Origin of the sequence: Cohnella sp. SGD-V74 (assembly GCF_003001675.1) — a bacterium.
Classification (GTDB): Bacteria; Bacillota; Bacilli; order Paenibacillales; family Paenibacillaceae; genus Cohnella.
Genome location: NZ_PVYW01000013.1, coordinates 209,147 through 228,254, shown reverse-complemented (window position 1 = coordinate 228,254; position 19,108 = coordinate 209,147). Strand labels below are relative to the sequence as shown.

The 19,108-nt window shown below is 54.4% G+C and carries 19 protein-coding genes; 9 read left to right on the top strand and 10 right to left on the bottom strand.

Features of this window, described 5'->3' with window-relative positions; all coding sequences use genetic code 11:
* The first annotated feature begins 36 nt into the window (after positions 1-36).
* A complete protein-coding gene (locus B0G52_RS20455) occupies positions 37-807 on the top strand; it encodes a YheC/YheD family protein (RefSeq protein WP_094047226.1) in 771 nt (256 codons plus the stop codon).
* Between the two features lie 47 nt (positions 808-854).
* Here B0G52_RS20455 and gyrB read toward each other — a convergent pair whose 3' ends face one another.
* The 10 genes from gyrB to B0G52_RS20405 form a co-directional block, all read right to left on the bottom strand.
* Positions 855-2,768 carry a DNA topoisomerase (ATP-hydrolyzing) subunit B gene (gyrB, locus tag B0G52_RS20450; protein WP_094047225.1) on the bottom strand — a complete coding sequence of 638 codons (1,914 nt, stop codon included), beginning with the start codon at positions 2,766-2,768 and terminating at the stop codon, positions 855-857.
* Positions 2,769-2,796: 28 nt separating this feature from the next.
* On the bottom strand, positions 2,797-3,042 hold the full coding sequence (remB, locus tag B0G52_RS20445) for an extracellular matrix regulator RemB (RefSeq protein WP_094047224.1): 246 nt from the start codon (positions 3,040-3,042) through the stop codon (positions 2,797-2,799).
* 17 nt (positions 3,043-3,059) lie between these two features.
* Entirely contained in the window at positions 3,060-4,178 is a 1,119-nt protein-coding gene (recF, locus tag B0G52_RS20440; protein ID WP_094047223.1) for a DNA replication/repair protein RecF, read from the bottom strand.
* Positions 4,179-4,220: 42 nt separating this feature from the next.
* Complete coding sequence (gene yaaA, locus B0G52_RS20435) at positions 4,221-4,436, bottom strand: S4 domain-containing protein YaaA (RefSeq protein ID WP_094047222.1); 216 nt, start codon at positions 4,434-4,436, stop codon at positions 4,221-4,223.
* 10 nt (positions 4,437-4,446) lie between these two features.
* The gene (gene dnaN, locus B0G52_RS20430; protein ID WP_094047221.1) at positions 4,447-5,586 is read right to left on the bottom strand and encodes a DNA polymerase III subunit beta; all 1,140 of its coding nucleotides are present in this window, start codon (positions 5,584-5,586) and stop codon (positions 4,447-4,449) included.
* A gap of 150 nt (positions 5,587-5,736) precedes the next feature.
* Positions 5,737-7,089: a chromosomal replication initiator protein DnaA gene (dnaA, locus tag B0G52_RS20425; protein ID WP_094047220.1), complete on the bottom strand. Its 1,353-nt coding sequence runs from the start codon at positions 7,087-7,089 to the stop codon at positions 5,737-5,739.
* 516 nt (positions 7,090-7,605) lie between these two features.
* The gene (locus tag B0G52_RS20420; RefSeq protein ID WP_158223800.1) at positions 7,606-8,253 is read right to left on the bottom strand and encodes a PepSY domain-containing protein; all 648 of its coding nucleotides are present in this window, start codon (positions 8,251-8,253) and stop codon (positions 7,606-7,608) included.
* 116 nt (positions 8,254-8,369) lie between these two features.
* Positions 8,370-9,008 carry a PepSY domain-containing protein gene (locus B0G52_RS20415; protein WP_106359406.1) on the bottom strand — a complete coding sequence of 213 codons (639 nt, stop codon included), beginning with the start codon at positions 9,006-9,008 and terminating at the stop codon, positions 8,370-8,372.
* A 99-nt stretch (positions 9,009-9,107) separates the two neighbouring features.
* Positions 9,108-10,463, bottom strand: a complete 1,356-nt coding sequence (locus B0G52_RS20410) for a sensor histidine kinase (RefSeq protein WP_094047218.1) — start codon at positions 10,461-10,463, stop codon at positions 9,108-9,110.
* Positions 10,460-11,158, bottom strand: a complete 699-nt coding sequence (locus B0G52_RS20405) for a response regulator transcription factor (protein ID WP_094047217.1) — start codon at positions 11,156-11,158, stop codon at positions 10,460-10,462. Before B0G52_RS20405 ends, B0G52_RS20410 begins: the two co-directional genes overlap by 4 nt.
* Before the next feature lie 189 nt (positions 11,159-11,347).
* Between B0G52_RS20405 and rpmH the strand changes: the two genes are divergently transcribed.
* The 8 genes from rpmH to noc all read left to right on the top strand — a co-directional run bounded on the left by rpmH (position 11,348) and on the right by noc (position 18,885).
* On the top strand, positions 11,348-11,482 hold the full coding sequence (gene rpmH / locus B0G52_RS20400) for a 50S ribosomal protein L34 (protein ID WP_094047216.1): 135 nt from the start codon (positions 11,348-11,350) through the stop codon (positions 11,480-11,482).
* 63 nt (positions 11,483-11,545) lie between these two features.
* Positions 11,546-11,968 carry a ribonuclease P protein component gene (rnpA, locus tag B0G52_RS20395; protein ID WP_094047215.1) on the top strand — a complete coding sequence of 141 codons (423 nt, stop codon included), beginning with the start codon at positions 11,546-11,548 and terminating at the stop codon, positions 11,966-11,968.
* 240 nt (positions 11,969-12,208) lie between these two features.
* A complete protein-coding gene (locus tag B0G52_RS20390) occupies positions 12,209-12,988 on the top strand; it encodes a YidC/Oxa1 family membrane protein insertase (RefSeq protein ID WP_094047259.1) in 780 nt (259 codons plus the stop codon).
* Entirely contained in the window at positions 12,985-13,605 is a 621-nt protein-coding gene (jag, locus tag B0G52_RS20385; RefSeq protein WP_094047214.1) for an RNA-binding cell elongation regulator Jag/EloR, read from the top strand. The genes B0G52_RS20390 and jag overlap by 4 nt, the downstream gene beginning before the upstream one ends.
* A gap of 70 nt (positions 13,606-13,675) precedes the next feature.
* A complete protein-coding gene (mnmE, locus tag B0G52_RS20380; RefSeq protein WP_094047213.1) occupies positions 13,676-15,052 on the top strand; it encodes a tRNA uridine-5-carboxymethylaminomethyl(34) synthesis GTPase MnmE in 1,377 nt (458 codons plus the stop codon).
* A 31-nt stretch (positions 15,053-15,083) separates the two neighbouring features.
* Positions 15,084-16,985 (top strand): tRNA uridine-5-carboxymethylaminomethyl(34) synthesis enzyme MnmG, encoded by a 1,902-nt coding sequence (gene mnmG / locus B0G52_RS20375; RefSeq protein WP_094047212.1) that lies wholly within the window; start codon positions 15,084-15,086, stop codon positions 16,983-16,985.
* Positions 16,982-17,713: a 16S rRNA (guanine(527)-N(7))-methyltransferase RsmG gene (rsmG, locus tag B0G52_RS20370; RefSeq protein WP_094047211.1), complete on the top strand. Its 732-nt coding sequence runs from the start codon at positions 16,982-16,984 to the stop codon at positions 17,711-17,713. Before mnmG ends, rsmG begins: the two co-directional genes overlap by 4 nt.
* A 356-nt stretch (positions 17,714-18,069) precedes the next feature.
* Complete coding sequence (noc, locus tag B0G52_RS20365) at positions 18,070-18,885, top strand: nucleoid occlusion protein (RefSeq protein WP_094047210.1); 816 nt, start codon at positions 18,070-18,072, stop codon at positions 18,883-18,885.
* The last annotated feature ends 223 nt before the right edge of the window (positions 18,886-19,108 follow it).

Below are 19,108 nucleotides of genomic sequence, written 5' to 3'. Positions count from 1 at the left end.
ACCATATCGCCGTAGGGAAAGGTTGGATGAACCCGCATGTCGATCCAGCGCGTCCGCAGCAAAAGGGCCAAGACGAACGTCCTGCTTGCCGATCCCGAGCTTAGAACTTACATTCCCGCTACCGAAGGCTTCGACCGTCGAAACGTGGAACGAATGTTGGAGAAATACGAAATGATCTATGTCAAACCGGTGGACGGTACGTTCGGTCGAGGCGTCATCCGGATCGAGAAGCCGGCTTCATCCTCTGTCTATCGGTTTCAATCCGGCGAGACCCGTTACGAGTTTCCGACGTTCAACGAGTTGTACCGCAAACTGATGGCCGTGAAGAAACCGAAACCCTACTTAAGCCAACAAGGCATCCATCTTCTGAGATACCAAGAGAGAAGATTCGATCTCCGCGTCATGGTGCAGAAGAATCCTCAATCCGCCTGGGAAACGACGGGCATGATCGGGCGGGTCGCCCATCCGCGCAAAATCGTGACGAATTACCATGCCGGCGGCACTCCGAAACCGGTCGAAACGCTAATGTCGGCTCATCTGAAGCCCGGACAGTGGCCGTCGTTCGAAGCCCGGCTGCGCAGGCTCGGAGTCACGGTCGCGGCAGCGCTCGAACGAAAGTTCCCGAGGTTGAAGGAGATCGGCATCGATGTCGCCATAGACGAGGATCTTCAGCTATGGATTCTTGAAGTGAATACGCTGCCGGACCCGTTCCTGTTCAAACGTCTTCCCGACAAATCCGTCTTCCGCAAGATGTACGCCTACGCGGTCGCTTACGGACGATTCAGGCCCCGCAGACGCAAAGCGTAGCCCGCAGGGGGTATCTCCCGCGAGAGATACCCCCTGTCGACTTGCCCTTATACGTCCAAGTTCTTAACGTACCGGGCGTATTGCTGGATGAACTCGCGGCGAGGTTCGACGTTATCGCCCATCAACGTATCGAACATGAGGTCGGCTTTAATCGCGTCTTCGATGCGCACCTGCAGCATCGTCCGGCTGGACGGATCCATCGTCGTCTCCCACAACTGCTCGGCATTCATCTCTCCCAAGCCTTTGTACCGCTGAATATTCAACTTCGTGCCTTCGCCGAACTCGGCGATGATCTCGTCCCGCTGCTTCTCGTTCATCGCGTAGCGAACCGTCTTGTTCCGCTCGATCTTGAACAGAGGCGGCTGAGCGATGTATACGTAACCCTCTTCGATCAGCTTGCGCATGTAGCGATAGAAGAACGTCAGAATCAAAGTGCGAATATGCGCCCCGTCGACGTCGGCGTCGGTCATGATAATGATCTTGTGATACCGTGCTTTCGTAATATCGAAATCGTCGCTGATCCCCGTGCCGAGCGCCGTAATCATCGCCCGAATCTCCAGGTTGGACAAAATCTTGTCCAGACGCGCTTTTTCTACGTTCAATATTTTTCCCCGCAGAGGCAGGATCGCCTGGAAATGACGATCGCGGCCTTGCTTGGCCGATCCGCCCGCGGAGTCCCCTTCGACGATGTACAGCTCGGAGATCGAGGCATCCTTGGAGGAGCAATCCGCCAGCTTGCCCGGCAGCGAGCTGACTTCGAGCGCGCTCTTGCGCCGCGTCAATTCGCGCGCCTTGCGCGCCGCTTCCCGCGCTCTGGCCGCCTGCAAACCCTTGTCCATGATCTTGCGGGCTACGGAAGGGTTCTCGTCCAGAAATTGCAGCAGCTTCTCGCTGAACAGAGATTCCACGATGCCGCGCACTTCGCTGTTGCCTAGCTTCGTCTTCGTCTGTCCCTCGAACTGAGGCTCGGGAATCTTCACGGAGATGATCGCCGTCAAGCCTTCCCGCACGTCGTCGCCCGACAGATTGGACTCGCTCTCCTTCACGAAGCCCATCTTCCGCGCATAGTCGTTAATAATCCGGGTCAGAGCGCTCTTGAAGCCGGACTCGTGCGTTCCGCCTTCATGCGTATTGATATTGTTGGCGAAGGAATACAGATTCTCGGAATAACCGTCGTTATACTGCATCGCGACTTCGCATTGAATATGATCTTTGGCGCCTTCCACGTAAATCGGCTGTTCGTGCAGCGGCTCGCGGGTTTTGTTCAAATACTTGACGAACTCCACGATACCCCCGTCGTAGTGGAACGAATCGTTCATGCCGGTGCGCTCGTCGGTAAGCGTAATCTGGATGCCTTTGTTGAGGAACGCCAGCTCGCGAATCCGGCCGACGAGAGTCTCGTAATCGTAGATCGTCGTCTCGGTGAAAATTTCCGGATCGGGCTTGAACCGCGTCTGGGTTCCCGTCTCTTCCGTTTCCCCGATGACTTTCAGATCGTATTGCGGAGCGCCGCGGCGATATTCCTGCTGATGGATGCGCCCGTCGCGCTTAACCGTAACGATAACCTGCTCCGACAGCGCGTTCACGACGGAGACGCCGACGCCGTGCAGACCGCCGGACACTTTATAGCCTTCGCCGCCGAATTTGCCGCCTGCGTGCAGGACGGTCATAACGACTTCGAGCGTAGACTTCTGAAGCTTTGCATTCAAACCGACCGGGATGCCCCGGCCGTTGTCGATAACGGTTATGCTGTTGTCTTCGTGTATAATGACGTCGATCCGCGTGCAATAACCGGCCAACGCTTCGTCAATACTGTTATCGACGACCTCCCATACGAGATGGTGCAGCCCCTTGCCGCTGGTCGAACCGATGTACATCCCTGGGCGCTTGCGGACCGCTTCCAGCCCTTCAAGCACCTGAATCTGACTCTCGTCGTAAGTATTCTGTTGATTAACGGACAAACCTTCCACCGCCTTCTTTACGTAACAGCTACCCTTCCAAAATTCGCGCCCTCTTCTTCAAAGTGGACGTAGAGATCGGAGAGTAATAAACCTTATGCTCCGTGACGACGATCGACTTGGGATCTTCTTCTCCGATCGTTTCGACTTCCTTGTTCTTCTGCGCGTGCAGAACGAACTGCCGCGACAGCTTCGAGGATTGCTCGATTGAAATATCGAAGATCGCGATGAGCTGCGATGTTCGGATAATTTTTTCCCCGCCAAGATGGATGTACACGAAGTTCCTCCTTAACGCTAGCGCAGCAATTGGCCGTCTCTCACGTGAAAAATGGATGCGTCCTTCAACCGGCTCATGTTGACGCTCTCCAATCCGGTTGTCGTGATGAAGGTCTGTACGCGGCTCTGGAACGTCTCGATGAGCTGCGTCTGCCGGGTCTGATCCAACTCGGACAGCACGTCGTCGAGCAGCAAGAGCGGGTACTCCCCGATCTCTTCGTGCATTAATTCCAATTCGGCCAGCTTGAGCGACAGCGCCGCCGTTCGCTGCTGCCCTTGGGAACCGAAGGACTGTACGTCCTTGCCGTTAATGGCGAAGGCCAGATCGTCGCGGTGCGGACCGGCCAACGTCGTGCCTCGCCTGAATTCCTGTTCCTTGCTCTGTGTTAACTTTATCATAAATTGCCCGAATAAAGAAGATTGATCTTGGTTATCCATGCCGTCCGCCGTTCCGAACGAAGGTTTGTATTCCACCGTCAGATGTTCGTTTCCTCCGGTAATTCCGGCATGAATCTTTTCCGCCCATCTTTGCAGCTGTACAATAAAGTTTTTCCTTTTTTGCATCATTTTAACACCTGTCTGAGCCAACTGTTCATTCCATACGTCGAGCAGCTCGGGCGAAGCTCGGCGGATGTCGGTCGACTTCAAATAGTTGTTGCGCTGCTGCAAAATTTTCTGGTACTGCTGCATGTCGTACAAATAACCGGGATGCACCTGGCCGATCTCCATGTCCATGAACCGGCGGCGCACTCCCGGTGCTCCTTTGACGATATCCAGATCTTCCGGGGCGAACAGCACGACGTTAAGCGTCCCGACGAAGGTGCTCAGCTTGCGCTGCTCCAAACCGTTGATTTTCGCTTTTTTCCCTTGCGCGGACAGCTGCAGCTCCAGGCTGACATTGCCCATACGCCGGCTCATCTCGGCCCGAATGATCGCGGAACCGCTGTTCCAGCCGATCAGCTCCTTGTCCTTGGAAGTGCGATGGGATTTCGTGAGCGACAGCACGTGGATCGCTTCCAGCAGGTTCGTCTTTCCTTGGGCGTTCGGTCCGATGAAGATATTGACGCCGCCCTCCGTCTTCAGCTTGACGGAATCATAATTGCGGTAGCCTTGCAGCTCCATCGCGTTCAACTGCATTCGACATTCACTCTCCAACTGGCTCGAAGGAGCCGGACCGCCTTACCGGGTTCCGATCTTGAACGATCCGAACCCTTCGACCTCGACGGTGTCCCCGACTCTCAGCTTGCGTCCTCTGCGGTTGTCGGGCTCCCCGTTCACGAGAACGCGCTTTTCCTGCAGAAAAAATTTCACTTCTCCGCCGGTTCCGATGCAATCCGCCAGCTTGAGAAATTGTCCGAGCGTAATGTATTCGGTCGATATTCCGATGCTTTTCATCCGTTTCGCCTCAATTCGTCGTCCGGTAAGGGAGGATGAGGTGCAGGCTGTTCTCGTGATCACTTGGCCGGATAATGATCGGGCTCATCGAGCCGTTAAAGCCGATGAACAGCTCTTCGCTGTCGATGACCTTGAGAACGTCGAGCATATATTTGGAGTTGAAAGCGATTTTGAGCGGTTCCCCGCGCATCTCGCTGACGCTTAATTGTTCCGTTACTTTCCCGAGCTCGGAAGAGCTGGACGAAATTTCGATTCCGCCGTTATCCGTCGTGACGAGGCGGACGATGTTCGTTTTCTCCTCTCTGGAGAGCAGGTACGCACGGTCGATCGAATCGCTGAGCTGCTTCGTGTTCAGGACGAGTTCTGTTTTGAAGTTTTGCGGAATAATCTTGGAAGTATCGGGATAAGTTCCGTCGAGCATTCTCGAATAGAACAGAACGTTGCCCAATTTGAACAACACTTGGTTCTCGGCGACGACGATGTCGACCATGACGTTCTGATCCGGCACGATTTTGGAAAGCTCGTTCAACGTTTTGCCGGAGATGACGATGTTGGAGAAACGCACGTCTCCCGAATCCACGTTCGCTTGACGGCTGGCCAGCCGGTGACGGTCTGTCGCGACGAATTTGTAGAGGCCGCCGTGCAAGTTCCAGAGAACGCCTGTCAAAATCGGAGTCGATTCGTTCGTCGTTACTGCGAACACCGTCTGACGAATCATATCGCGCAGCAGATCGCCGGGAATCGATACGACTTGTTCTTCCATCAGGGAAGGAAGCACCGGGAATTCTTCGGGATCAAGGCCGACAAGCTGAATTTCCGTCGCTCCGGACGTAATCATCGTCTGGAAACGTTCGCCGACTTCGATGTGAACTTCTTCATGAGGAAGCTTCTTGACGATTTCCACGAAAAATTTGGCAGTGAGGACAACGCTTCCCGTTTTAACGACGGTTGCGATCGTTTTCTCTGCCGTTTCCAGCGGAATGAAGCTTTGGATGGAAATATCCGTATCGCTTGCGGTCAACGTAATGCCGGAGAAGCCGGCGTCTATCTTAATGCCGCTCAGAATCGGAATGGTCGCTCTGGACGCAACGGCTTTGGATACGTGTTGAATCGCTTCGTTCAATTCGTTGCGCAATATCGTGAATTTCATGGATCCACCTCGTCGGTTTTGTATATTGTAGCATGTTTTAAATATTAAAGTCGTAGTAGGCACACTGAATATGTGGATAAGCGCGAAAAAGCTCGAAAACAACGCCTATCCACATGTGGATTTGTTGTGCATAGGCGTTGAACGGATTCGTCAGGTCAAATTTTTAATTTTCTCGGTCAAGCTGTTGATAATTTTGTACAAGTCCTGGTCGACCTTGATCAGCTGCGAAATCTTCTCGTGGGCGTGAATGACGGTCGTATGGTCCCGGCCCCCGAACGCGTCCCCGATCTTCGGAAGCGAGTAGTCGGTCAGCTCGCGGGACAGGTACATGGCGATCTGCCGCGGGAAGGCAACGGCTTTCGTCCGTTTGCGCGCCTTGAAATCCTCCAGCTTAAGCCCGTAGTAGTCGCCGACCCGCTGCTGAATATCCTGCATCGTGATGAGCCGGTTGCGGCCCGTCGGCAAAATGTCCTTCAGCGCTTCGGCCGCCAGGTGGGCGGAGATGTCCTGATTCGTGAGCGAGGAATAGGCGACGATGCGGATCAGAGCGCCTTCCAGCTCGCGGATGTTGGAATCGATCATGTTGGCGATGTACATCATCGCTTCGTTCGGGATATCGAGGTTTTCCGCCTTCGCTTTCTTGCGGAGAATCGCGATCCGCGTCTCCAGGTCGGGCGGCTGAATGTCGGTGATCAATCCCCATTCGAACCTGGAACGAAGCCGTTCTTCGAGCGTCGGAATCTCCTTGGGCGGGCGGTCGCTCGAGATGACGATCTGCTTATGCTCCTCGTGAAGCGCGTTAAAGGTGTGGAAAAACTCCTCCTGCGTTCCTTCCTTGCCGGCAAGAAACTGGATATCGTCGATGAGCAGCACGTCGATGTTGCGATATTTGTTGCGGAAGCTCTCGCCCCGGTTGTCGCGAATCGCGTTGATGAACTCGTTCGTGAATTTCTCGGAGGATAGATACAAAACCTTCATATGAGGGTTATGTTCCAATATATAATGGCCGATCGCATGCATAAGATGGGTTTTGCCGAGTCCGACGCCTCCGTACATGAAAAAAGGGTTGTACGATTTGGCCGGCAGCTCCGCGACGGCCAGCGAGGCGGCGTGCGCAAAGCGGTTGGCGGCTCCGATAACGAACGTATCGAACGTATATTTCGGATTGAGCATGTGCATCATCGGCTCTTCGAGCGCGGGCTCGCGCGTCACCGAAATTTGCGGCGCCGGTTCGGCGGGCTCGACCGGTCGGACTTCTTCAATGGAAAACTTGACTTCGACCGGTCTGCCGATATAGTCGGAGATCGTTGAAGAGACAAGCTTCGTATAACGCGTTTCCAACCACTCCACGGCAAAGGTCGTCGGCGCGGTCACGAGAACGACGCTGTCGCTGATGAAAGCGGCCTTCGTCGACTTGAACCAAGTATCGAAGCTGGGCTTGCTGAGCTTCGTTTGGATGACCGACAACACCTGCTGCCAGATTTCGTTGTTGGGGTTGTCCACGACAAATTCTCTCCTTTAACTCCTCGCAAGGACAAAAAATAAGCGGAGAACGTGTAGTCGAACGCTTTTCGACCAGTTATCCACATTATTCCCTGAATTATTAAGAGGGTTATCCACGGATGTGGGGATTTGTTCACAAAGTTATGCACAGGGTGTTAGTAATTCGAGGGTAAATTTTCCGAATCCACGGGTAAAGACATGACTAATCATAGCAGACAAAGCCTATAAATTCAACGAAATTCCCCCTGTTATCCACAATTTCAATAACTTGTGGATGAAAACTGTGCACAGCACAAGATATTGTTGATAAAATGTGAGACGATCCGACAAGGTTGTGTAAAGTTCGTTTCTTTCCTCTGGATTGTGCACATGTGCATAAGTTTTAAGGGGGAAAATGGGGTATCCACAACCGGATTTTTGGTTTTTCGAATCGTGAAAACGCCCTTGAACATCCACGCAAGCCTGTCGGCTTCTCCGTGTGCTGTTCAAGGGCGTCTTAGCGACGAAAGTCAGGGGTCAGTCATCGTAGAGATCATCGTCATCGTCGTCGTAGTCATCATCATCGTCGTAATCCACAGACAAGATTTTGCCGGTATGGGCATGGACGTCGACCTCGGCTTCTCCGCGCTTCGTTTTTAGCTCGATCTCGTAGTGAAGGACGCCGTCGTCTTTATCCAGCTTCGATCTGATGACGGTGCCGTCGACGCGTTCCGCAGCGATTCGGGCCGCTTGCTCGCGGCTAATGTCTGGTTTGCCTGCGGAAGGGGAAGGTGAAATGGATGGAGAGGCTGATGCGGATGGGGAAGCGGAAGGAGTTCCGCCGGAAATTCGGCGGTCGTCGTCCCAATCGTTGTCATCGCGGTCGTCCCGTTCCATTTTTAAGGTTTTGCCTGTGTAGGCATCGATATGCACATCGTAATCGTATTCCTTGCGATCCTTCCGAACGTCCACATCGTAATAAACGATTCCGCGCTCTTTTTCCAGCTCGGCGCTGTACGCTTGACCTCCCGCAGCTTGCGCCGCCAATTGCTTCGCTTTGTCGGCTCCGATCCGTCCGTCGGCGCTGACCGCCGCGAATCCGGTCGTTGCGGCGCCCGCGCCGATCGCGACGACGGACAAGAGCGCGGCAGACAGAACGATCTTTTTCGTATTGCTTTTCTTCATGCTCATTCTCCTCTCTGTACGTATCCAACACGTATAGAGTAAGCCATGAAGATGAGAGGAACGGGATAAGAACATTAGAAAACGATGAGAACGAAATAAAAAGAAAGGGGAAGCGACTACGAATCGTCGTCGCTTCCCTTGTCGTCCTCGTCGTCCCAGATTACCGACATGATCGCCCCGGATACGGCGTTCACCTGCACGTCGGCATCCCGTCCGCCTTCGACGTCGACCTCGACGAGATAATAAGCGTTCCCCGCGGCAGCTCCTTTAAGCTCGACGTCTTCGGCCGTTCCCCGCACATGTGCGGCGGCGATTTTTCTGGCCCGCTCGGCTCCGATAAATACGGGCGTCTTGCTGTCGCCCCCGTCGGGGGAGGCGGTTGGAAAAGATGGCGTCGGCGAAGGGGAAGGAGAGGGGGACACCGACGGTTCTGGAGTTGGCGACGGAGTCGGAGAGGGCTCGGGTACGTTCCCGGAGCCGCCGATTCTCTCCAAATAAACGATTTCGCCGCTGCCGGCGTCGGCTTTGACCTGGTAGAGCCCTTGGTCCGTCTCCAGCAGCATGACGTACTGGTCGTCGGCTTTGACAAGATCTTTGACCGTGCCGGGATAACGGGACAGCACCGCTTCTTGCAGCGCTTCGCGGGAGATCGTCTCCTGCTGCCCGGCCCACGGCTTCCACAGCGCGGCGACGATGCCGATTCCGGCAGCCAGCACGACGATATAACCGGCAAGCCGGAGCGTTCTTTGGTTCATGGTTTGCGCCACCTCCGTTAAGTCACCCCAATCATACGACAGGCAGATGAGAAAACGATGAGAGCCTGAGGAAAATCCGCGGCCGGGATCGCGCAGCATTCATTCGGCAGCCGGGAGCCGAATCGTCGCCGTCGTGCCTGCCCCCTCCAAGCTGTCCAGTTCGACGCTTGCCCCGATTGCTTCGGCGATTTCCTTTGCCAGCGACAAGCCGAGGCCGAATCCGCCGCTTTGCCGGCTTCTCGCTTGATCGACGCGGTAGAATCGGTCGAACACTTTCGGCAGCTCGTCCTTCGAAATGCCGACGCCCCGGTCGGCAATGCGAATCCATGCCGTTCCGACGTCAGCGCCCGTCATGACCGCAATCGGCTCCTCGCTATACTTCCGGGCGTTGTCCATAAAGATGAAGAGAAGCTGCCGAAGCAGGCTCTTGTCGCATACAACGCTGACGGGAGCTTCGGCTTCCACGTGAACGTCGCGGCGGTACGCTTTGCGGAAAGCGTCGGCTGCATCGACCGCCAGCTCCCCGAGCTCCAGCGCCTCCGGATTCACGTTCCAATGACTCCGGCTTCCGGCGAGCAGGAGCAGTTGCTCCGTCATCTCTCTCATGCGGATCGCTTCCGAATGGATCGCTTCGACGGATTCGGCGAACAAGTCCGGACGCTCCAAGCCTTTGCGCTTCAGCAGATTCGCATAGCTCTCTATGACGGTGAGAGGCGTTTTCAGTTCGTGGGAAGCATTGGAGGCGAATTGTTCCTGCTTCTCGAAGTTGCTCTCCAGCAGTTCGATCATCCGGTTAAACGTCCGTCCCATCTCTGCCAGCTCGTCTTGGGCGTCGTCGCTTAGCTCGAGCCTTTTAAACCGTCCGCTCTCTCGAATTTCCTTCATCGTGTTCGTCATGTTCGCGACCGGCTGAGTGATCAGCTTGCCGAGCAATCTTCCAGACACGACGACGGGAATGAGCGCAAGCGCGGTCACGGCGATGAGCACGATGCGCAGCACGCGCATGTTGTCCGTCGTCTCCCGCAAACTGAGGATAAGCTGGACGTTGACGACCGAGCCATCGCTCCAGATGACCGGAAGGGAGATTAAGGCGTACTTTTCCCCCGCGTATTCGATAACCTGTTTCATTTTCACCGGACTATAGATGGCTTCCCGCTTGCTCAGCTCCGATTGGGACGGAGAGGTGACGGGAGGATAGTCAGCCCGACCGTCCGGAGTTGCGATTCTGAGCATGCCGTCGGCCGGCACGTAGGCCCGCAGCAGATCGCGGACGGGTATGTTGTCGGCGTTCAGCCGGATGCCTTCGGCGATCGCCGTCGCTTCCGTCTCGGCCTTGCCGATCTCGCTGCTTAGCGACATCCGGTCGAACAGAAAGTAGATGCTCACGTTCATCAGAATGAGCAGGACGGCGAACACCAGGGAAGAGTAGAGGTGAATTCTGTTCTTCAGTCTCATGGCGTATCCTTGAGCGCGTAGCCGACGCCCCGAACGGTGCGGATCAATTCGGGCTCCCGGCCGTGATCGATCTTCTTCCGGACATATCGGATGTAGACGTCGACCACGTTCGTCTCTCCGTAATAGTCGAAGCCCCATACCGCTTCCAGAATCTGCTCGCGGCTGAGCACCTGGCGCTTGTTTCTGAGCAGAAAGACGAGCAGATCGAATTCGCGCGGCGTCAGCTCGATCGGATCGCCGCCGCGCAACACTTCCCTTGTTTTCTCGTTGAGCTTAAGATCCGAAGCCGTCAGCCAATCGCTCTCCGGCGAATCTGCGGAAGCCTGGGCGGGACGCTGTCTGAGCGATGCGCGAATGCGGGCCAGCAGCTCTTCGATCTGAAACGGCTTGGTGACGTAATCGTTCGCTCCGTAATCCAGTCCGGACACTTTGTCTTCGACGGAGCCTTTGGCGGTCAGAAGAATGACCGGGGTTTGCGCATCCTGGGCGCGAATCCGCCGAAGCAGCTCGATTCCGCTCATGCCTGGAAGCATGATATCGAGCAGGACGAGATCCCACTTTTCTCCGCGATAAGCTTCCAGGGCATCGATGCCGTTGCCGTATCTGGATACCCGGTAGCCCTCGATCTCCAGTTCGATTTCCAGCAGCCTAGATATTTTTTCTTCATCTTCAACGACTAAAATTTTCGTTTCCATCCCGGGCCTCCTTAGGCCGACTTTTAATTATCATATCATGATCCTAAACGATTATGCCGCGCTTCTCGGTACGAACGAAAAGCTCCCATGTTCGCGAGGCAATAGAAGGAAATTGGACATTCGTTGACATTTTAGGTTGGCCGTGGTTTAATAGATGGACGTGAGTTTTTAGGTAAGGGGGTTTGATCCATGGGTCCTACATTTAAGCCGAATGTAAGCAAGCGCAAAAAAGTGCACGGGTTCCGCAGCCGCATGAGCACCAAGAACGGCCGCAAGGTTCTGAAAGCTCGTCGCCAAAAAGGTCGCAAAGTATTGACGGCATAGTTAATGAAAGACCACTCGAGGTGGTCTTTTTTTCTACATTTGCAGCAGATGGAGCGGTAAATTATGCATAGGAAGCTGCGGCTGCGGAAACGGGAAGATTTCAATACGGTATATCGGTACGGGAAATCATTCGCCAATTCGCAGTTCGTCGTGTACTGGCGCAAGCGAACTCCGACGGGAACTTTCCGAATGGGCGTATCCGCGAGCAGCAAGCTGGGCGGAGCGGTCGTGCGCAACCGGCTGAGAAGGATGGTTAAGGAGATCGTTCGTCTGAATGCGGCCAAGCTGCAGGAGGATATCGATCTCGTGCTGATCGTACGCAAGCCGGCGCTGTCCATGGCTTACAAGGAGATGGAAGGAAGCATTCTCCACGTGCTGCGGAAGGCGGGGCTGCTCAAGGGGGCCAAGCCGTTCAGCGGCGGGGGCAGGCAGCCGTATTCGCAAGGGAAGCGCGGGAATAAATCTAATGAAGGCAAAGGCAAATAAAAGCGGGGGACGCGGGCAAGCCTCAGCTTTTCTTTGTCTTCTTTAATATGGTATAGTGGAACTGAATAGTTTCGGCCATGATTCTCCGTCCAAAGGACGCCGAAGGCGTTTTTGCTGGGACTGGCTGTTATCGGATTCAGCATAGTTGAACATTTTACGGCATGCCGGCGATGAAGAGGGGAGTTTTCAGTTTTGTTGCGAAATCGCAAATGGTGGATCGTTCTCGGCGCAATCGCGCTGATGACGCTGCTCGCGGGCTGTGCGCCTGCGACACAGGCAATTACTACTGAGCAAATGGCCGACAGCGGCTCTTGGTGGACAAGGAATGTCGTGTACTGGTTCTCGCTGATGCTCGACACGTTCGCGGATTGGTTCGGCGGCGAATACGGACTTTCGATTTTATTGCTTACCATTATAGTAAGGACGATCATCCTTCCTCTAATGATAAAACAGTATAAGAACACGAAAGCCATGCAAGCCCTCCAGCCGGAGATGCAGAAGATCCGCGAGAAGTTCAAGGAAGATCCGCGCAAGCAGCAAGAAGAGATGATGAAGCTGTATCAGACCAATCAGGTCAATCCGCTCGCCGGATGTTTACCGCTCATCGTGCAGATGCCGATCTTTATCGCGCTTTACAACTCGATTTATCAGAATGTCGAAATAAGCAGTCACTCGTTCATCGGATTCCAGCTCGGAACGTCGCCAAGCCAAGGAGAATGGTATTACTACATTATCCCGACGATCGCCGCGATCACAACGTTGATTCAATCGGTGATGATGTCCCAACAGCAGACGATGGCCGGACCGATGAAGGGGCTTATGTACATCTTCCCGGTTCTGATCTTCGTCATGGCGATCAACTTCCCGGTTGCGCTGCCGCTGTACTGGATTTACAGCAACATCTACACGATCGTTCAAAACTATTTCATGTACGGCAAGCCTAAGAAAAAAGAAGAACCAGCTCCCGAACCAACACCAAAGAAAGGCAAAGGTAAAGGTAAGGAGGCGCGCGCAAAATGAAAAAGCTCCTGGCATCTGGGAAAACGATAGAAGATGCGGTTCGCAGCGGTCTGGCCCAATTGGGCGTGAAGGAAGACCGGGTGAATGTCAAAGTATTGGAGCAGCCGAGCAAAGGGCTGTTCGGGCTCATCGGAGCCAAAGAGGCGAAAGTGGAGTTGGAGTTGCTGCCGGACGGCGTGGAGGAAGCTATTGCTTTTCTCCGCGAAGTATCGGGAGCGATGGAACTGACCGTTTCCGTTGAACGTGTAGATGAGAATGATGCAGTACGGATTAACATTACGGGTTCGGACTTGGGCATTCTGATCGGTCGTCGTGGACAAACTTTGGATTCTCTTCAATACTTGACGAACATCGTGGCTAATCGCCACTCGGACCGTCATCTTCGCATCGTGCTCGATGCCGAGCAATTTCGCGAGCGTCGCCGCCAGACGTTGGAGGCTCTGTCCGAGCGAATGGCGATGAAGGTCGTCCGAACGCGCAAAGAAGTCGTGCTTGAACCGATGACTTCGCAAGAGCGTAAAATTATCCACTCACGATTGCAATCGAATCCGAACGTCAAGACTTACAGTCAAGGAGACGAACCGAATCGTCGCATCGTGATCGCATTAAAGCAATAGCTGGCGTCCGCGCAATGGCTTCCGCAACGTTGGGGGGTCATTGCGTTTTTTAACGGAAAGAGGGATTGGCATGAATGAGGATACGGTTGCCGCGATCGCGACGGCGCTCGGAGAGGGCAGCATTGCCGTCGTCAGGGTAAGCGGACCGGAGGCTGTCGAGACGGTGGCTAAGCTGTTCAAGTCGAAGCAGGACTTGCGCGAAGCCGATACGCATACCGTTCAATACGGCTGGATCGTGGATCCGCAGTCCGATAGACGCATAGATGAAGTATTGGTAACGATCATGAAAGGCCCGCGCTCCTTCACGGCGGAAGATGTCGTGGAGATCAGCACGCACGGCGGTATCGTCGCTGTGAAATCCGTGCTGGAGCTGGTGCTGAGGCACGGGGTTAGATTGGCGGAACCCGGCGAGTTCACCAAGCGCGCATTCTTGAACGGAAGAATCGACTTGGCGCAGGCGGAAGCGGTTATCGACCTGATTCGTTCCAAATCGGATCGCGCCTTTCAGGTGGCAAGAAGACAGGCGGAAGGTTCGGTGTCGAAGAAGATCGTTCCGCTGCGTCAGCAGTTGATTGAGCTGATTGCGCACGTCGAAGTGAACATCGATTATCCGGAGCACGATGTGGAAGACGTTACCGCAGAGCTGATTCGTTCGAATTGTCGCTCCGTGCTGGCCGAAGTGAACGAGCTGCTGCAGCGATCTAATGAAGGAAAAATTTTGCGCGAAGGGATCGTGACGGCGATTGTCGGCCGTCCGAATGCGGGCAAGTCTTCGCTGCTGAACGCGTTGGCCCGGGAAAACAAAGCGATCGTCACGGACATTCCGGGCACGACCCGGGATATCGTGGAAGAGACGGTGTCGCTGTCGGGGATACCGTTGAGGCTGCTCGATACGGCGGGCATTCGCGAGACCGAGGATCTCGTCGAACAGATCGGCGTCGAACGATCGCATGACGCTCTGAACGATGCGGATTTGATCTTGCTGGTGCTGAACAGGCACGAAGAGCTGCATGACGACGAACGGAAGCTGCTGCAGCAGCTTAAAGATCGCTCGACGATTGTGGTCGTGAACAAGATCGATCTTCCCGCGCAACTGGAGATGGAAGAGATTGAGCGCGATTATCCGTCCGAGCGCATCGTATACTTGTCCGCGAAGGAAGGGCAAGGAATCGAGCAGTTGGAGAAGGCGGTATCGGGGTTATTTTTCAGCGGGGCCGTCGAGTCGGGCGATATTACGTATGTGAGCAACGCCAGACATATCGCACTGCTCCATCAGACCCGACAATCGCTGGAGGATGCGATTCAAGCGACGTACGAAGGCGTACCGATCGATCTGATCCAGATCGATATTACCGCCTCATGGGAATCGCTTGGACAGATTCTCGGGGATGCGGCCGGAGATTCGTTGCTGGACCAAATTTTCTCCCAATTTTGTTTAGGAAAATAACATATGCTAAGGAAAGCAAGGAGGGTTGGATATGACTTATCATGCCGGAGATTATGATGTTATCGTCATCGGTGCGGGACATGCGGGCTGCGAAGCCGCATTGGCCGCGGCTCGGATGGGCAGCGAGACGCTGCTGCTGACGATCAATCTGGATATGGTCGCTTTCATGCCGTGTAATCCTTCCGTGGGCGGGCCGGCGAAAGGCCACGTCGTGCGCGAGATCGACGCGCTGGGCGGAGAGATGGGACGAAATATCGATAAGACCTTTATTCAGATGAGAATGCTCAATACGGGGAAAGGCCCGGCGGTTCATGCGCTCAGGGCGCAAGCCGACAAATTCCTGTACCAGCACATGATGAAGGAGACGATCGAGAATCAGCCGAACTTGACCTTGCGTCAGGGTTTGGCGGAGGATCTGATCGTGGAAGACGGCGTGTGCAAAGGAGTCATTACGAAGACGGGCGCCCAATACGGAGCGAAAGCCGTCGTGCTGACGACCGGAACGTATTTGCGCGGCAAAGTCATTCTTGGGGAATTGATGTACGAGAGCGGACCGAACAATCAGCAGCCTGCGGTGAAGCTGTCCGAGTCGCTGAAGAATCTCGGACTCCAATTGGCAAGATTCAAGACGGGTACGCCTCCAAGGGTGCACAAGGATTCGATCGACTTCGACAAAACCGAGATTCAGCCTGGCGACAGCAAGCCGAAATATTTTTCTTACGAGACGGAATATATGGCGCACGCCGATCAGCAGCTCCCGTGCTGGCTGACCTATACGTCGGAGGAAACGCATCAGATCATCAACGACAATCTGCATCGCGCGCCGATGTTCTCGGGATTGATCGAAGGTACGGGGCCGCGTTACTGCCCGTCAATCGAAGATAAGATCGTTCGTTTCGCCGACAAGCCGAAGCATCAGATTTTCCTGGAGCCGGAAGGTCGCAACACGAAGGAATACTACGTTCAAGGATTGTCGACGAGCATGCCGGAGGACGTTCAACTGCGCATCCTGCGCTCGATTCCGGGCTTGGAGAAAGTCGAAATGATGAGAACCGGCTACGCGATCGAGTATGACGCGGTCATTCCGACTCAGCTGTGGCCGTCGCTTGAAACGAAAATCGTGCAAGGGCTGTTCACGGCCGGCCAGATTAACGGAACGTCAGGCTACGAGGAAGCGGCAGGTCAAGGGATTATGGCGGGCATTAATGCCGCTCGCAAAGTTCAGGGCGCCGACCCGGTCATCATTGATCGCTCGAAGGGCTATATCGGCGTTATGATCGACGATCTCGTCACGAAGGGGACGAATGAACCGTATCGTCTGCTTACGTCCCGTGCGGAATATCGCTTGCTGCTTCGCCACGACAACGCCGACCTGCGGCTCACTCCGCTTGGACGCGAGATCGGGTTGATCTCGGAACAACGCTACGCGAAGTTTCTGGAGAAGAAGGAGCGGGTGGAAGCGGAGATTGTCCGTCTGAAGGAAACGAAGTTCCGCCCCGACGAAGCGGTGCAAGCCATGCTGGCCGAAGTCGGTTCCGCGCCGATCAACAACTCCGTTGACGGTCTGACGCTGCTGCGTCGTCCGGAGGTAACCTATGCGCATCTGGAGAAGCTTGCTCCGCCGTCGTTCGAATTGCCGGAAGACGTGAAGGAACAAGTGGAAATTCAGGTGAAGTATACCGGCTATATCGAGAAGCAGCAGTTGCAAGTCGAACGAATGGAGAAAATGGAGAAAAAACGCATTCCGGATAATATCGATTACGATTCGATTCATGGACTTGCGACCGAAGCGAAACAGAAGTTGGGCAAGATTCGTCCGCTATCGCTCGGTCAAGCTTCGCGAATCTCGGGCGTAACTCCTGCAGACCTGTCGATTCTGCTCGTTCATCTCGAACATTACAATCGCGTCACGGCGGCTGCGCACGGTTCATGAGGGACGACGTACAGCAGTTGTTCGCAGACCGGCTTCACCCGCTCGGCATCGAATTGACGGATCGGCAGCTGGAACAATTCGAAGTTTATTATCGTTTGCTTGTCGAGTGGAACGAAAAAATGAATTTAACGGGAATTACCGAGCGGGAAGCGGTGTATGAGAAGCACTTCTACGACTCGTTGACGTTGGCCGGGGCGGTATCGTTCGGCAAACAGGGATCGCTGGCGGATATCGGTTCGGGCGCCGGATTTCCATCCATTCCGCTGGCGATCGCATTCCCTCATCTGAGGGTGACGATTGTCGACGCGTTGGCCAAGCGGATTAAGTTTTTGGAGGAAGTGACTGCCCAGCTTCATTTAACGCAAGTAGCTTGCCTGCACGCCAGAGCGGAGGATGCGGCCAGGAAGCAGGAGCATCGCGACGGCTACGACATCGTAACGGCTCGCGCGGTTGCCCGTCTTGCCGTATTGAACGAATTTTGTTTGCCATTCGTTCGTCCAGGCGGACTATTCGTTGCAATGAAGGGGACGGACATATCGACAGAGCTGGAGGAAGCTCGCTTCAGTTTATCCAAGCTAGCCGGCCGCCTCGTTGACGTAAAGCGTCTGACGCTGCCTACGGAAGGCGCGGAAAGACATCTGATCGTATGCGAGAAAAAGTCGCCAACACCTCCGGCATATCCGCGCAAAGCCGGCATTCCGCTAAAGACGCCTCTATTAAAAACATAAACAACTGGACTAAATGTTCCACGTGAAACATTATCGCCCGCACAATGAACGGGGAATGTTTCACGTGGAACATTTTTACGTTTACTCGAATGCCGTACACATGATATTCTTATAGAGTAGATAAGGGTCGGTTAGCGCTGCGCCGGCGATATGTACATAGAATGAGGGTTTGCCGAGCGTGCGCGGCGTGAAAGTTTTTTCATAGGCAGGAAAATGGGGCTGGAATAGCGAATAGATTATGGTAACAGATCAATGTGCCGCAGATGTGCCGTCAGGCGTGAATGGCGGCGCTTTTTCGTCGCTAAGGACACGTGACTCATCCGCCCTATCTTACTTAATGTGGTGATCCGAGAGAAATGAAAGAGCAATTTTCACGGTTGCTGGGTTTGTCAGACCGCAGCGCTCAAGAAGAAGTCAAACAAATATCCGTTCACGATATCGTACCAAGCCCTTATCAGCCTCGTTCGGTGTTCGATGACGAACGGATCGATGAGCTGTGCCAAACGATCAAGACGCATGGGGTTATTCAGCCGATCGTCGTTCGGGTACGCGATGGAAAACACGAGATCATTGCCGGAGAACGACGCTGGCGTGCGGTTACGAAGCTGGGCATGGATACAATTCCGGCTATCGTCCGGGAAATCAACGATTCCCAAGCCGCTTCCGTTGCCTTGATCGAAAACTTGCAGCGCGAGGGGCTGACGTCTCTTGAAGAGGCGATCGCTTATCAGAAGCTGATCGACCTTCATAACCTGACGCAGGAAAGCTTGGCTCAACGGCTGGGCAAGAGCCAGTCAACGATCGCCAACAAAATCCGTCTGCTGCAGTTGGGAGAGACGGTTCGCCAGGCATTGCTGGAACGGAAAATTACCGAACGTCACGGCAGGGCGCTGCTGTCTCTGCCGGATGAAGAGGCGCAGAACAAGCTGCTGAAGGAAATTATCGAGAAAGACTTGAACGTTAAGCAGACCGAGACCCGTGTGGCGTTTTATTTGGAAGCGACGAAGCCTAAGCGGTCGAAGCGCTTCTCTTTCTCCAAAGACGTTCGACTCGCCGTAAATACGATTCGTCAATCCGTAGACATGGTTAACGGATCGGGGATTCCGATTAAAGCGGACGAGAAGGATTGCGAGGATCATTACGAAATCATCATCCGGATTCCTAAACGTTAGTACGACGCGGATGCCCATGCTCCCGGTTCGGTACGAGCGGCTGCAAGCCTTTCGTGTCCGGATCGTTCCGATCCGATCTCTCTTGTTGAGAAGGCATGCGGTTCGGAATAGCGGAATGCTCGCGCTTGAACGGATTAGCGGCGAGCATTACAAGGGCATCCGTCTTTTTATTTGAGTCCATCTGCGGTGTCGACAAAGGTAAAGCGGCTATGCCGTTTATGTT

Coding starts and splice junctions, on each gene's coding strand:
- B0G52_RS20415 (WP_106359406.1), bottom strand. CDS start 9,008: ATGAACCAAAGAACGCTCCGGCTTGCCGGTTATATCGTCGTGCTGGCT.
- yaaA (WP_094047222.1), bottom strand. CDS start 4,436: ATGAAAAGCATCGGAATATCGACCGAATACATTACGCTCGGACAATTT.
- B0G52_RS20390 (WP_094047259.1), top strand. CDS start 12,209: ATGACGCTGCTCGCGGGCTGTGCGCCTGCGACACAGGCAATTACTACT.
- B0G52_RS20410 (WP_094047218.1), bottom strand. CDS start 10,463: ATGAGACTGAAGAACAGAATTCACCTCTACTCTTCCCTGGTGTTCGCC.
- mnmE (WP_094047213.1), top strand. CDS start 13,676: ATGAATGAGGATACGGTTGCCGCGATCGCGACGGCGCTCGGAGAGGGC.
- noc (WP_094047210.1), top strand. CDS start 18,070: ATGAAAGAGCAATTTTCACGGTTGCTGGGTTTGTCAGACCGCAGCGCT.
- mnmG (WP_094047212.1), top strand. CDS start 15,084: ATGACTTATCATGCCGGAGATTATGATGTTATCGTCATCGGTGCGGGA.
- recF (WP_094047223.1), bottom strand. CDS start 4,178: ATGCAGTTGAACGCGATGGAGCTGCAAGGCTACCGCAATTATGATTCC.
- B0G52_RS20405 (WP_094047217.1), bottom strand. CDS start 11,158: ATGGAAACGAAAATTTTAGTCGTTGAAGATGAAGAAAAAATATCTAGG.
- rsmG (WP_094047211.1), top strand. CDS start 16,982: ATGAGGGACGACGTACAGCAGTTGTTCGCAGACCGGCTTCACCCGCTC.
- dnaN (WP_094047221.1), bottom strand. CDS start 5,586: ATGAAATTCACGATATTGCGCAACGAATTGAACGAAGCGATTCAACAC.
- rnpA (WP_094047215.1), top strand. CDS start 11,546: ATGCATAGGAAGCTGCGGCTGCGGAAACGGGAAGATTTCAATACGGTA.
- jag (WP_094047214.1), top strand. CDS start 12,985: ATGAAAAAGCTCCTGGCATCTGGGAAAACGATAGAAGATGCGGTTCGC.
- B0G52_RS20420 (WP_158223800.1), bottom strand. CDS start 8,253: ATGAAGAAAAGCAATACGAAAAAGATCGTTCTGTCTGCCGCGCTCTTG.
- rpmH (WP_094047216.1), top strand. CDS start 11,348: ATGGGTCCTACATTTAAGCCGAATGTAAGCAAGCGCAAAAAAGTGCAC.
- B0G52_RS20455 (WP_094047226.1), top strand. CDS start 37: ATGTCGATCCAGCGCGTCCGCAGCAAAAGGGCCAAGACGAACGTCCTG.